Source organism: Collinsella sp. AF02-46-1, assembly GCF_003465825.1.
In the GTDB taxonomy this organism is placed as follows: Bacteria; Actinomycetota; Coriobacteriia; order Coriobacteriales; family Coriobacteriaceae; genus Collinsella.
In genome coordinates this window covers 47,597-61,365 of the sequence record NZ_QSBV01000009.1, presented here as the reverse complement: position 1 = coordinate 61,365, position 13,769 = coordinate 47,597, and the positions used below count along the sequence as shown (strand labels likewise).

General features: G+C 61.7%; 14 protein-coding genes. 13 read left to right on the top strand and 1 reads right to left on the bottom strand.

Features of this window, described 5'->3' with window-relative positions:
- Positions 1-44: 44 nt before the first annotated feature.
- Both yqeK and rsfS read left to right on the top strand, forming a co-directional pair.
- Complete coding sequence (gene yqeK, locus DWV20_RS05135; protein ID WP_370448152.1) at positions 45-578, top strand: bis(5'-nucleosyl)-tetraphosphatase (symmetrical) YqeK; 534 nt, start codon at positions 45-47, stop codon at positions 576-578.
- A 28-nt stretch (positions 579-606) separates the two neighbouring features.
- Positions 607-1,062 (top strand): ribosome silencing factor, encoded by a 456-nt coding sequence (gene rsfS, locus DWV20_RS05130; RefSeq protein WP_118256524.1) that lies wholly within the window; start codon positions 607-609, stop codon positions 1,060-1,062.
- Positions 1,063-1,161: 99 nt separating this feature from the next.
- On the opposite strand, the gene dinB is transcribed toward rsfS, so the two are convergent.
- Positions 1,162-2,415, bottom strand: coding sequence for a DNA polymerase IV (gene dinB, locus DWV20_RS05125; RefSeq protein ID WP_199581792.1), 1,254 nt, complete (start codon positions 2,413-2,415; stop codon positions 1,162-1,164).
- A gap of 201 nt (positions 2,416-2,616) precedes the next feature.
- Between dinB and rpsP the strand changes: the two genes are divergently transcribed.
- From rpsP to DWV20_RS05070, 11 genes are all read left to right on the top strand, one after another.
- On the top strand, positions 2,617-2,958 hold the full coding sequence (gene rpsP, locus DWV20_RS05120) for a 30S ribosomal protein S16 (RefSeq protein ID WP_118256522.1): 342 nt from the start codon (positions 2,617-2,619) through the stop codon (positions 2,956-2,958).
- A gap of 42 nt (positions 2,959-3,000) precedes the next feature.
- Complete coding sequence (locus DWV20_RS05115; RefSeq protein WP_171021534.1) at positions 3,001-3,246, top strand: KH domain-containing protein; 246 nt, start codon at positions 3,001-3,003, stop codon at positions 3,244-3,246.
- A 4-nt stretch (positions 3,247-3,250) separates the two neighbouring features.
- On the top strand, positions 3,251-3,772 hold the full coding sequence (gene rimM / locus DWV20_RS05110) for a ribosome maturation factor RimM (RefSeq protein ID WP_118256521.1): 522 nt from the start codon (positions 3,251-3,253) through the stop codon (positions 3,770-3,772).
- A 10-nt stretch (positions 3,773-3,782) separates the two neighbouring features.
- A complete protein-coding gene (gene trmD, locus DWV20_RS05105) occupies positions 3,783-4,541 on the top strand; it encodes a tRNA (guanosine(37)-N1)-methyltransferase TrmD (protein ID WP_055250008.1) in 759 nt (252 codons plus the stop codon).
- Between the two features lie 2 nt (positions 4,542-4,543).
- Positions 4,544-5,107 (top strand): signal peptidase I, encoded by a 564-nt coding sequence (lepB, locus tag DWV20_RS05100; RefSeq protein WP_118256520.1) that lies wholly within the window; start codon positions 4,544-4,546, stop codon positions 5,105-5,107.
- 59 nt (positions 5,108-5,166) lie between these two features.
- Positions 5,167-6,078: a glycine--tRNA ligase subunit alpha gene (locus tag DWV20_RS05095; protein WP_006236091.1), complete on the top strand. Its 912-nt coding sequence runs from the start codon at positions 5,167-5,169 to the stop codon at positions 6,076-6,078.
- A gap of 3 nt (positions 6,079-6,081) precedes the next feature.
- Positions 6,082-8,178: a glycine--tRNA ligase subunit beta gene (glyS, locus tag DWV20_RS05090; protein ID WP_118256519.1), complete on the top strand. Its 2,097-nt coding sequence runs from the start codon at positions 6,082-6,084 to the stop codon at positions 8,176-8,178.
- Positions 8,179-8,212: 34 nt separating this feature from the next.
- Positions 8,213-9,088 (top strand): pyruvate, water dikinase regulatory protein, encoded by an 876-nt coding sequence (locus DWV20_RS05085; protein WP_118256518.1) that lies wholly within the window; start codon positions 8,213-8,215, stop codon positions 9,086-9,088.
- 326 nt (positions 9,089-9,414) lie between these two features.
- Positions 9,415-12,165: a pyruvate, phosphate dikinase gene (gene ppdK / locus DWV20_RS05080; RefSeq protein ID WP_118256517.1), complete on the top strand. Its 2,751-nt coding sequence runs from the start codon at positions 9,415-9,417 to the stop codon at positions 12,163-12,165.
- Between the two features lie 210 nt (positions 12,166-12,375).
- Positions 12,376-12,717, top strand: a complete 342-nt coding sequence (rplS, locus tag DWV20_RS05075) for a 50S ribosomal protein L19 (protein ID WP_006236098.1) — start codon at positions 12,376-12,378, stop codon at positions 12,715-12,717.
- Between the two features lie 93 nt (positions 12,718-12,810).
- Positions 12,811-13,599 carry a ribonuclease HII gene (locus DWV20_RS05070; RefSeq protein WP_055250018.1) on the top strand — a complete coding sequence of 263 codons (789 nt, stop codon included), beginning with the start codon at positions 12,811-12,813 and terminating at the stop codon, positions 13,597-13,599.
- Positions 13,600-13,769 lie beyond the last annotated feature (170 nt).

Below are 13,769 nucleotides of genomic sequence, written 5' to 3'. Positions count from 1 at the left end.
AGCGCGCGCTGCTCAAGCGCATTCAAGAGCTGCTCGATGTTCGCATGAAAGATAAGCGCAAGCGCTATGTGCATTCGTTGGGTGTTGCCGAGACCGCACTTCATCTGGCCGAGGTCTACGGCGTTGACCGCTTTGATGCCGCTGCCGCCGGCTTAATTCACGACTGGGACAAGGTGCTTTCCGATGACGAGCTCGTGGCCCGCGCGCTTCACTATGGCATCAAGGTTGCCGGCTCTCCTTCCGCCGCGACGCCGCTGCTGCATGGCCCGGTTGCCGCCTATGAGCTTCCGCAGCTATTTCCCGAGTTATCGCCGGCCGTTTTCCAGGCTATCGACCGTCACACCGTAGGCGCCTGCGACATGACGCCGCTCGATATGGTGGTCTTTGTGGCCGATGCCATTGAGCCCAACCGCCACGGCGACTATGCCCATGCGCTGCGCAAGATGGTGGGGGAGTCGACGCTTGACGAGTTGTTCTTCTCCTGTTTTGCGCAGGGTCTGGTCTATGTGATCCAGTCCGGGCGCTATCTTTATCCCACGGCTATTACGATTTACAACCATTACGCCCAGCTGCGCTAGCTCGGGTGTGTCTAGAAAGAGGTATTCCATGGCCGACGAGACCATGACTGACGAGCAGATTCTTGAAGGTGTGGAGCACAAGAGTTTCGTTGCCACGTCCGACCGCACCGCCGCCTCGCTGTCTGCGAGCGGTGTCGCCGCTGAGGATGTCGCCCGCGCCGCCGCGCAGGCCGCCTACGACAAGAAGGGCGAGGACGTGCAGGTGCTCAACCTGACCGAGCTTTCCGACGTGTGCGACTACTTTGTGCTTGCCACCGGTACCAACAACCGCCAGGTCGATTCTATCGTCGACGAGATCGAGGAGAAGGTCGCCGAGGCTTGCGGCGAGCATCCGTTCTCCATCGAGGGCCGCGAGCAGATGACCTGGATGCTCATGGACTACGGTTCGGTCGTCGTCCACGTCTTCACTCCCGAAGCCCGCGACTTCTACCGCCTAGAAAAGCTCTGGGGTGACGCCCCCCAGCTCCCCCTCAACCTCCTCTAACAGCACATTTGATACGGGGCTTTTTAGCTAGCCTCGTGCATTTCGCCGGGCAGTTGCGGTTTTCCGTACCTGCCCGGCTTTCTTTTTGCCCAAAGGCGGTTAATCGTTGAAGCGGGATTGGCGGCCGAAGGATAGGGCGGTGTCGCCGAACTTGTCTCGGACGGCGTCGATCGCGACGGAGAGCTCGCGGCGGTCGCTGGATTGGGCTCCGCGGTCGTCGACTTCGCAGAACAGGTCGGTCTGGATGCCGCCCTGATGGTCAAAGTCGCTCATGCCGATGCCTGCTAAGCGAACATGCATGCCTTCCTGCCAGATGTTGTCGAGCAGTTCGAGCGCAACCGCCACAAAGATGTTCTCATCGTCGGTCGGATGAGGCAGCCGGCGCTGTGCCGAGCGACCGCTTCCATACGAATACTTAAGCTTGAGCGTTACCGTGCCGCCCGTCAGTCCCTGACGGCGCAGGCGGCGTCCCACTGACTCGCCCAGCAGCGCAATCGCCGCTTCGATGTCCCCGCGCTCAGTCAAATCTTTCGCAAAGGTGCGTTCATTGCTGACCGACTTGACCTCACGCTCTTCATCGAGACTCGTGACTTCGGAGATTTCGAGTCCCAGCGCACGCTGGCGCATGCGTTCGCCGTTGACGCCAAAAATTGCAGCTAGCGTGGATTCCGGCGCGCGTGACAGCTCGCCGAGCGTGTAGATGCGCATACGGCGCAGTCGCTCCTCGGCCGAGCGCCCGATGCCGCTCATGGCAGATACCGGCAGCGCGGCCAAAAAGCGCTGCTCGGTTCCGGGGCGCACAATCGTCAATCCAAACGGCTTGTCACGCTCGCTTGCGATCTTTGCGACCGTCTTGTTGCAGCCCACGCCAATGGAACAGGTCACTCCCAGCGCTGCCACGCGGTCGCTTATACGCCGCGCAACCAGTAGCGGGTCTTCGGGCGCAAAGCGACCCGGCGTGATATCGATAAAGGCTTCGTCGATGGATACGCGCTCAACGCGCGGCGTCTCCTCGGCAAGAATCGCCATGACCTGCGCGCTCACCTCGCGGTAGCGATCAAAGTGCCCGTGCGTCCAAATGGCTTGCGGGCACAAGCGCCGCGCCTCGGCCGAGGCCATGGCAGAGTGCACGCCAAAGCGACGTGCCTCATACGAACATGTGGACACGACGCCACGCGAATCGGCGTCTCCGCCCACGATGAGCGGCTTTCCGCGCCATTCGGGATGATCGAGCATCTCCACGCTCGCAAAAAACGCATCGAGGTCCATGAGGCCCACCGCCGGACCCGTCCAGGGAGGCGGCGTGACGCCCATGGCATCCTCATAACCGTATGTATGTTCGCGTCTTTCCATGTCATGAGTATACCGCGCAGCTCATGTGGGGTGCGTGTATGTGCTTGCAAATCCCGAATTCTTGTCTAAGATATGGATTTGCCCTCGACTACACCGAAGAAGTTGGTCTCACGGACTTCACCTGCCCGCGTCGATGGCGTATTATGTTCAACTGTTTGTTTGTAGTTGCAGCCTAAAGCTGCTTGGTTGGAGGAGTTTCCTTTGGCAGTCAAGATTCGCCTTGCTCGTCACGGCGCTAAGAAGCGTCCGTACTACCGTGTCGTCGTCGCCGATTCCCGCGCCCCGCGTGACGGTCGTATCATCGAGGAGGTTGGCCGCTACAACCCGATGACCGCCCCCAAGACCATCAACCTCGACCTCGAGAAGATCGCCGACTGGCAGTCCAAGGGTGCTCAGCTCACCGACGCTGTCGCCGCTCTGGTCAAGGCCGCCAACGAGGGCGAGAAGACCGAGACCGCCGTCAAGAAGTCCAAGAAGCAGCTCGCCAAAGAGGCCGAGGCCGCTAAGGCTGCCGCTGAGGCCGCTGAGGGCGCCGAGGAGTAAATCGTGCCTGAGGTTGACGCTGCACAGCTCGAGGGTGAGGCAATGCTCTCAGATCGCATCGCCGATCTCGTCGAATATCTCGTTGTTCAGATCGTCGACGACCCGGATTCCGTGAGCCTTGAGGTCATCGATGGTGACGACGCCTCTACGATTGAGGTTTCTGTCGCCGAGGATGACGTCGCTAAGGTCATCGGCCGTCGTGGCCGTACCATCAAGGCCATTCGCACGCTCGCCCGTGCGCTGGCCGCTCGCCTCGACACTGCTGTCGAGGTAGAGGTTCTGGGCTAGGACCTTGAGGTCCCAGTACAAAAACATCGCCCGTGTGGTCAAGCCGCACGGAAGGAAGGGGGAGGTCCTCGCGCAGCCGCTGCGGGGGCTTCCTTCTGTATTGACGCCGGGTATGCGCGTCGCCCTGACGCCGCCGGCGCTCAAGCGCGACCGCTTTTGCACGGTCGTGTCCGTCACCGATACGGGCGATGGCGATCTGGTCTCGTTTGAGGGCATTGACGACTTGACGGCCGCCGAGGGCATCACGGGATGCTATGTGCTGGCAAATCGTGACGACTTTGAGCTCGATTCGCTCGACGCCGCCTATACCGACCTGATGGGTCGCGAGGTGGTCGACGAGCGCTTCGGTTCGCTCGGCACGATCGTCGAGATCATGTCGACGCCCGCTAACGATGTTTGGGTTGTCGAGGGTGATCGGTACGGCGAGGTGCTGATTCCCGTGATCGAGCAGGTTGTGCTCGATCTTCCCGACACAGGAACAATTTCCGTCCACGTTATGGACGGCCTGATCGATATGGACAAGTAGGGAGGACAACATGCTGATTGAGACCCTTTCGGTCTTTCCCGAGATGTTTGAGCCCGTCATGTCCACATCGATTTTGGGCCGCGCCCGCAAGGCCGGCCTTTTTGATTTTAAGGCGTATAACCTGCGCGACTGGACGCACGACCGCCATCGTACCGTCGATGACGAGCCGTACGGCGGCGGGCAGGGCATGCTCATGAAGGTCGAGCCTATTGCCGAGGCCATCGAGGCTATTAGCTCCGAGGGTCCCAAGCCCACCGTGGTGTTCTTTACGCCCTGTGGCGAGCCCTTTACGCAGCATGTGGCCGAGCGCCTGCTCAAAAGCGAGCGCCTGCTGTTTGTGTGCAGCCGCTACGAGGGCGTCGACGAGCGTGCGTATGCGTATGCCGATGAGCGCCTGTCGATCGGCGATTACGTGCTCACGGGCGGCGAGCTTCCCGCTATGGTCGTTGCCGATGCCGTCGTACGCCTGATTCCCGGCGCCCTTGGTGACGAGATGAGCAACGTCGACGAGTCGTTCTCGACCGCCGAGGACGGAGGCCTGCTCGAGTATGCGCAGTACACTCGCCCTGCTGAATTCAACGGCGAGGGCGTGCCGCCGGTGCTCGTGAGCGGTGACCATGCCAAGGTTGACGCCTGGCGCCGTAAGAATGCCATCGAGCGCACCTGCCGCTGGCGTCCCGACCTGATCGAGACGGCACGGCTTACGCCCCAGGAGCGCGCATACGCGCAGGAGATTCTGGACGCTTCGTATTCGCAGAGCGAGGAGTGAGAATGGCTCCATCGCAGCATTCCGCGTTGAGGGGCGCTTTTGAGTGGGTCGCGGTCATCGCGATCGCGCTCGTGGCCACCTTCCTGATCCGCACCTTTGTGGTCGAGCCCTTTGTGGTACCCACCGGCTCCATGGAGGACACGATCGAGATTGGCGACCAGATCCTGGCACAAAAGGTGAGCCTCGAGCTCGGTCAGCCCGTCAAACAGGGTGATATCGTGGTGTTCCACAACCCCGATGTCACTTCCGAGCATGATGTTCTTGTCAAGCGTGTTATTGCCACGGCCGGCCAGACGGTCGACCTGCAGGACGGCAAGGTGGTCGTTGACGGCCAAGCGCTCGATGAGGACTATACGACGGGCATGAGCTGGCCGCTTTCGGTCCAAGCGCCTGGCGCCCAGGTGAGTTATCCCTACACCGTTCCCGACGGGTGCGTGTGGGTGATGGGCGACAACCGCGAAAACTCTGCCGACTCGCGCTACTTTGGTCCCGTCGATCGCTCTGATTTGATCGCTGTGGCGCTTGTGCGCTACTGGCCGCTCAACCGCATCGGCGCTATCGACTAAAAACCGCTATAGTACAGTACCTAACCGTGTAATCGTTTCGACGAGGGGATATTAGAGGCATGAACGCTTCATCGCTTTCCTTCCAAGACATCATCCTGCGCCTCCAGCAGTACTGGGGCGAGCAGGGCTGCGTCATTATGCAGCCGTATGACTCCGAGGTCGGTGCCGGTACCTTCCATACCGCGACCACGCTGCGCTCGCTCGGTCCCGCCGAATGGCGCACCTGCTATGCGCAGCCCTGCCGCCGTCCCGCCGACGGCCGCTACGGCGAGAACCCTAACCGCATGCAGCACTACTATCAGTTCCAGGTGCTCATTAAGCCCTCTCCGGTTAATGCTCAGGAGCTTTACCTGGGGTCTCTTGCTGCCATTGGCCTGGACCCCAACGACCATGACGTCCGTTTTGTCGAGGACGACTGGGAGAGCCCGACCCTGGGCGCCTGGGGCCTTGGCTGGGAGGTCTGGCTCAACGGCATGGAGGTCACGCAGTTCACGTACTTCCAGCAGGTGGGCGGTATCGAGGTCGACCCCGTGCCCGTCGAGATCACCTATGGCCTGGAGCGTATCGCCATGTACGCTCAGGGCGTCAACTCGGTCTACGATCTGGTGTGGAGCTATCTGCCCGACGGCACGCCCATGACCTACGGCGACGTGTTCCTCGAGAACGAGCGCGAGTTCAGTGCCTATAACTTTGAGGTCGCCAACGTCGAGATGATGCGTCAGAAGTTTGACGACTACGAGGCCGAGTGCCATTCCTGCCTGGAGCGCAAGCTGCCGTTGCCGGCGTACGACTGTGTCATGAAGTGCAGCCACGCCTTCAACCTGCTCGATGCCCGCGGCGCCCTGTCCGCGGTCGAGCGTGCCAACTACATCCTGCGCGTCCGCGCCGTCGCCAAGGCGTGCTGCGAGGCCTACATGGCCGAGGTCGCCGGAGTCAACGAGAATGCCGACCAGGAAGGCGAGGTGGCGTAAGCCATGGCAGACGCTAAGGATTTCCTGTTTGAGATCGGTACGGAGGAAATGCCCTCTGCACCGCTGAACAATGCCGTCAAGCAGCTTGGTACCATGATCGCCAAGGGTCTCGACGAGGCCGGTCTGGCCCACGGCGAGGTCCGCGTGATCTCGAGCCCGCGTCGCCTGGCTGCGCTCGTTGCCGACGTTGCCACCGCGACCGATGAGGTTCACGAGGTCAAGCGTGGCCCCGCGGCAAACATCGCCTTCGACGCTGACGGTAACGCCACCAAGGCCGCCCAGGGCTTCGCCCGCAAGTGCGGTGTGGCTGCCGAGGACCTGGTCCGTCGTGAGGATACCGATGGTCGCGAGTATGTCTTTGCCGAGAAGAACATTCCCTCCGCACCGGCAACCCCGATCCTGACGGCCCTGTGCGAGAAGACCATTGCCGGCCTGCAGTGGCCCAACTACCGCTCCCAGCGCTGGGGCCACGAGCACGCGACGTTCGTGCGTCCGGTCCGCTGGATTTGCTGCCTTCTGGGCGAGGATGTTGTGCCCGTGTCGTTTGCCGACGTGACGAGCGGCAACACCACGCGCGGCCATCGCGTGCTCGGCCCCGGTGACCACGTTGTCGCCAGCCCCGCCGCCTACGAGCAGGTACTCGAGGACGCCGGCGTGCTTTCTGCCGAGCGCCGTCGCGAGGCCATCCTTGCCGGTATCTCCGAGGTCGAGGCCGCTCGCCCCGGCTGCCATGTCGATACGCCCAAGAAGGTCTTTGAGGAGGTCATTAACCTCTGCGAGTGGCCGACGGTGCTCGTCGGTACTTTCGACGAGGAGTTCCTCAAGGTCCCGCACGAGATTATCTGCGAGTCCATGCTCACCAACCAGCGCTACTTCCCGATCTATGACGGGGAGGGCAAGCTGACGCGTGAGTTCGTGGTCGTCTCCAACAGCAAGCCCGAGAACGCCGAGCGCGTGATCGACGGTAACGAGCGCGTCGTGCGCGCCCGTCTGGACGACGCTAAGTTCTTCTACGAGGAGGACCTGAAGATCTCCCTCGACGAGTTCCGTGAGCGTCTGTCCAAGGTTGCCTTCCAGGAGAAGCTCGGTAGCGTGCTCGCCAAGTCCGAGCGCATCGAGCAGCTCGCGCTCGCTATCGCCCGCGAGGCTCACCTGGGCGCCCATCTTGCCGCCGACGCTGCTCGCGCCGCACACCTGTGCAAGGCAGACCTGGTGTCCAACGCCGTCGTCGAGTTCACGAGCCAGCAGGGCGTGATGGGCGGTTATTACGCGACCGCGATGGGGGAGAACGACGAGGTCGCCCATGCTATTCGCGATCACTATCGTCCCCGTTTTGCCGGTGACGAGCTGCCCGAGGGCACCGCTGGCTGCATCGTGGCCTGCGCCGACAAGCTCGATACCATCGCCGGTATCTTTGCCATCGGCGAGCCCCCGACCGGCTCCTCCGACCCCTACGCGCTGCGTCGTGCCGCTATCGGCATTATCAACATCCTGCGCGACCGTCTGCCGATCGACCCCACGTCGCTCATCGACTTTGCCCTCGAACTCTACAGTGAGCAGGGCATTGAGTTCGACGCCGCCGAGGTCGCCCAGCAGGTTCGTGACTTCTTCCATGGCCGCCTGGTGAGCATGGCCCGCGACGAAAAGATCCCGGCCGATACCGTTGCCGCTGTCTCCGCGGTGCACATTATCGCCCCGTCCGTCTTCTTCGCCCGCTGCGCCGCCCTCGACGAGGCCCGCAAAAACGACGCTGAGACGTTCGACAACCTGGCTACCGCCTATGCCCGTGCCGCGCATATCTCGAAGCCCGAGCTGGGTGCGGAGTACGACCGCGCCCTGATGGGCGAGGCCGAACTCGCGCTCGCCGACGCCTCCGAGGCTGCTCAGACCGCTGTCGATGCCGCCCTTGCTGCCGAGGACTACCCGGCCGCATTTGCTGCCCTCGCCGCCCTGCGTGCCCCCATCGACCGCTTCTTCGACGAGGTCATGGTCATGGACAAGGACGAGCAGCTTCGCGATAATCGCCTTAAGCTGCTCAACCGCTTCGAGGCCGTTTTCTCCGGCATCGCCAACATCGGTGAGCTTGCCCGCAAAAAGTAAGCCAGCCTGCGCATAAGCGCAAAAGGAGCCCCGCATGGATTGCCCGGTCACCGCTCGTCCCACCGTTATCGTTATCTCCGATTCGCTCGGCGATACCGCTTGTGAGGTGGTGCTTGCGGCGTCCGGGCAATTTGATGAAGGGGCTTTTCGTCTCTTGCGCCTGCCCAAGGTGACCTCGGTGGAGCAGGTCAAGTCATTTGTGGGGCCGCGCGTCGATGCCGACCATCGCGATGTCGCCGTGTTCCATACCATTGTCGATCCGGCGCTTCGCGCCCGCGTGCTCGATTACCTGGGTATGCTGCATATCCGTTCGGTCGACCTGATCGGCCCGACGCTTGCCGTGCTGTCGTCGCTCATCGGTGTGCCGCCCAAGTGCGTTGCGGGCGTGATTCACAAGACCGATGACCGCTATTTCCATCGTATCGAGGCCATGGAGTATTTCGTTGAGCACGATGACGGTCGTGGTTGCGACGATCTGTCGGGTGCCGATATCGTGCTGCTGGGTGTGTCGCGTACATCCAAGACGCCGCTGTCGATGTATTTAGCCTATCAGGGCTACAAGGTCGCCAATGTCCCACTGGCGCATGGCATGGAGCCGCCCAAGTCGATTTACGAGGTTGACCCGATGCGCCTGTTCGGCTTGATTTCGACCGTCGATGTGATTTCCGAGATTCGCGATAGCCGCTTGGGCGACGACTACGCCCGCGCCGTCGCAGGCTCCTATGCCGAGCCCGAGAGCGTGCGCGGCGAGCTTGAGGAAGCTCGTGCTCTCATGAAGCGCTTAGGCTGCTTTGTTGTGCGTACCGACGGCAAAGCCATCGAGGAAAGCGCTGCCGAGATCATTGCTCACCTTGAAGAGATTCAAGAGGCAAGAGCCCGCCGTGCCGTCCGCCGCGCTCAACAAAAGTAGCTCACTTGGGACAAGGTTGTTTGGGTAGCTAATTTGGGACGGGGCTCTTTTAGCTAACCAAAGAGAATACTTGGAAATAATGCTGATAAATGGTAAAGCGATTTAGCAAAAACATCGCATCCGACCTGCACTTTCCTTGTAGTGGTATCTTCATAAGGTAACCACCTTTACCTACCGTTTACCGCCGGTTTTAGCACGTTTACCAAACCGCGCACCCTCTGCTCAAGCCTGTCCAAAACCCGCCGTATAGTTCCCTCACGGCCCGCATCCGGCGGGTCGATTCGTTACCACGGTCGTGCGCGTAAGCGCATGGAAGGGGAAGTATCGTGAGCGATTGCAAGAGGGTTTACCGTTTTGGAACCGACGCCCAGGGCACCTGTGTCACTGAGGGCGACAAATCCATGAACTTCGTGCTTGGCGGCAAAGGCGCAAACCTTGCCGAGATGAGCCGCATCGGTCTGCCGGTTCCCGGTGGCTTTACCATTACCTGCCAGACCTGTGTCGAGTACTCCGGTGCCGGCAACGTCTGGCCCGAAGGCGCACTCGATGAGATCGTTGCCGCCGAGGCGGACCTCGAGGCCCGTTGCGGCAAGAAGCTCGGCGACGCCTCCGATCCGCTGCTCGTGTCGGTTCGCTCGGGCGCTCCGTTCTCCATGCCCGGCATGATGGACACGGTTCTCAACCTGGGCCTCAACGACGACTCCGTTCAGGGCCTTATCGCCCAGACGCAAAACCCGCGCTTTGCCTGGGACAGCTATCGTCGCTTTATCCAGATGTTCTCCAACGTCGTCATGGGTGTCGATGCCGACTTGTTCGAGAATGCCCTGACCCAGGCCCGCCTGGTCGCCGGCGTTCGCGTCGATTCCGAGCTTTCGGCCGAGGACCTGCAGGAACTCGTCGAGACCTTCAAGGGCATCTTCTCCGAGAACGTCGAGGCTGCCCTGTATCCCGAGCTCGAGGTCGCTGACGGCAAGCCCGTCTTCCCGCACGACCCGGAGCTTCAGCTGCGCCTTGCCATCCAGGCCGTCTTTGGCAGCTGGATGAACGAGCGCGCCTGCATCTACCGCAAGCAGCATGGCATTTCCGATGAGCTCGGCACCGCCGTCAACGTCCAGGCCATGGCCTTTGGCAACAAGGGCGAGACCTCGGCGACCGGCGTCGCCTTTACGCGCAACCCGGCCGACGGAACCAAGGAGTTCTATGGCGACTTTTTGGTGAATGCCCAGGGCGAGGACGTCGTCGCCGGCATCCGAAACACCGAGCCCATCGCCGACCTCAAGACCACCTCGGGCCTCGAGTCCGCAGGCGAGGAGCTCGAGCGCGTGTTCCTGACGCTCGAGGATCATTACCGTGATATGTGCGATATCGAGTTCACCATCGAGCAGGGCAAGCTCTGGATGCTCCAGACCCGCGTGGGCAAGCGCACCGCCACTGCCGCCCTGCGCATTGCTATCGAAATGGTCGAGGAGGGCCTGATCACCCGCGAGGAGGCTGTGAGCCGCATCGATCCCGCGCAGCTCGACCAGCTCCTGCACCCGCAGTTCGACGCCACCAAGAAGTACGAGGCCCTGGCCAGCGGCCTTAACGCCAGCCCTGGTGCCGCCGTGGGCGAGGTCGTGTTCTCGAGTGATGACGCCGTCGCGCGCGCCAACGAGGGCCACAAGGTCATTCTGGTCCGCTGGGAGACCAACCCCGATGACCTGAAGGGCATGGTCGCCGCCGAGGGCATCCTGACCAGCCATGGCGGCAAGACGAGCCATGCCGCCGTTATCGCCCGCGGCATGGGTACGCCCTGCGTCTGCGGTGTCGAGCGCTTCCATATCGACGCCGCCGAGAAGGTCGTGCACATCGAGGGCAGCGACCGCGTGCTGCGCGAGGGTGATGTCATCTCCATCGACGGTACCCTGGGCATCGTCGTCGACGGCGCGGTCGACCTGGTCTCTGCAGAGCTCACCGGCGACCTGGACACCATCCTGTCTTGGGCCGATGAGATCCGTTTGGACGAGACCGACGGTCACGCCAACCACGTGCGCGTCAACGCCGACAACCCCGAGGATGCCGAGCTCGCGCTCGAGTTTGGCGCCGAGGCCATCGGTCTGTGCCGCACCGAGCACATGTTCCTGGGCGATCGCAAGAACATCATCCAGAGCTTTATCCTGTCTGACGATGAGGCCGTGAAGCAGCAGGCCCTGGCCGACTTGCTCAAGGTTCAGACCGAGGACTTCCTGGCGATGTTCAAGACCATGTCCGGTCGCGATGTGGTCGTCCGCCTGCTCGATCCGCCGCTTCATGAGTTCCTGGATAATCCTCGCGAGCTCGAGGTCGCCATCACCAAGAAGGAGGCCGCCGGCGCTCCCGAGGAGGAGCTCACTGCCCTGCGCGCCCGCCTGCGTCGCATTGATGGCATGGTCGAGTCCAACCCCATGCTGGGCTTGCGCGGCGTGCGCCTGTCCGTCGTCTTTGGCGATCTGCCGCTCATGCAGGTTCGCGCCGTCGCCACGGCCGCTGCCCGCCTTATCAAGGAGGGTGTCGACCCGCGCCCCGAGATCATGGTTCCGCTCGTTTCCATCACGGCCGAGCATGTCCAGACCCGCGAGGTTATCGAGCGCGTGATCGCCGAGGTTTCCGCCGAGGAAGGCGTCGAGCTCAATATTCCCGTGGGCACGATGCTCGAGCTGCCGCGTGCCTGCATGGTCGCTGACGAGATCGCCCATCATGCCGACTTCTTCTGCTTTGGCACCAACGACCTCACCCAGACGACCTTTGGCTTCTCGCGCGATGACGCCGAGGCCAAGTTCATCCCGCTGTACATGCATAAAAAGATCCTGAAAGACAACCCCTTCGAGACCATCGACGCGGCAGTGCTGGAGCTCGTGCGCTTGGCCGTCGAGAAGGGCCGCGCCACCAATCCCGACATGCACTTTGGCGTGTGCGGCGAGCACGGCGGCGACCCCAAGTCCATCAAGGGCCTGTTTAACGTGGCCGACGTGGACTACGTGTCCTGCTCGCCCTATCGCGTGCCCCTCGCGCGCCTGGCTGCCGCTCAGGCCAAGCTCGAGGCCAAGCGCAACGCCTAGCCCCCTGCGCATCGACGCCTAGCGTAGCGCCCCTTCATACCGCCCGTCTCATTCGTGAGGCGGGCGGTTATCATGTGCGGGTTTTGTCTTTTTGTCTGCGTAAAAAATTGTTCTTGCAGCAGAAACCCGCGCGTGTATACTCGAATACGTTTGTTCAACTACGTGCCGGCCAAGGTGGTACGGCACCTCTAGAAGAGTAAGGAATTGCACATGGATTACATCCGCGCAATTGAGCGTCAGCAGATCCGCGAGGACATTCCTCAGGTTCGCGTCGCCGACAACGTCAAGGTTCACTACCGCATTAAGGAAGGCGACCGCGAGCGCATCCAGGTCTTCCAGGGCGACGTCATCCGCATGGCCGGCGCCGGTGCCCGCGAGACCTTCACCGTCCGCAAGATGTCCTTCGGTGTCGGTGTTGAGCGTACCTTCCCGCTTCACAGCCCCAAGATCGCCAAGCTCGAGGTCGTTCGTCATGGTCGCGTCCGTCGCGCCAAGCTGTACTACCTCCGCGACAAGGTGGGCAAGGCTGCTCGCATCCCCGAGAAGCGCTAAGAAGATCGCAGCGTCTGTCCACTCGTTTGGACACAAGGGTCACCTTCGGGTGGCCCTTCTTTTTATCTGATTTGCATGCAAGGAGGGCCTGGTATGGCCAACATGACGAGCTCGGTTTCGGCATCGCAGGTTGCCGGTGAGTTGGCGAGCGCTACGTTTGAGGAGATTCCCGCCCTCGTGGAGCATTATCGCGAGGACCCACGCCAGCAGGTGATCAAGGCTTGTGAACGCGCCCTCAAACGCCATGCCAAAGAGCTTGCCGAGCGCGAGCGCGTCAATGACATGTACGAGCTTATGCATGAGCTTGGTGGCGATGGGGTGGTCGTTGGTGTCGACGAGGTGGGTCGCGGATCGGTGGCCGGCCCTTTGACGGTATGCGCCGTCTGTCTTCCTATGGAGCCGCGCGTCTGGGGTATCAACGATTCCAAAAAGCTCACGCCCGCGCGCCGCGAGTTGCTCTCAGTGAAGATTGCCGAGGTGGCGACGGCGATCGGTTTTTGCCATATCGCGCCGAAGGATATCGATGAAATGGGCATGGCCCGTGCTATCCGTACTGCCGTTGCGGGCGCCGTGGCCGATACGGGACTTGAGCCCGACTGCGTCCTCATGGATGGTAACCCCTTGGGCGCCGTTCCTAACGAGCGCGATGTGGTGAAGGGCGATGCCAAAATCGCCTGCATCGCCGCGGCGTCCATCATGGCCAAGGTCACGCGTGACGAGATGATGGTCGAGTACGACGCCGAGTATCCCGAGTACCATCTGGCCGAGTCGAAGGGCTATGCAAGCCCCGAGCATATCGAGGCCATTCGCAAACATGGACTTTGTCCACTGCACCGCGTGAGCTTTTGCGGAAACTTTCTGCAGACTGAGCGCCTTTTCTAGGTCAATTGTGGAGACAGGGACCTCTGGGGTTTTATAAACTTGCTGGTAACGGGCCGTATGCAACACCATTGCTGCGTACGGCCCGTTTTTTGACGGCATTTGGTCAGCTTTTGGTTTGCTTCCGGTACTTACCCGCACGAAAGGTGCCCTCATCATCGGGGCAATGCAGC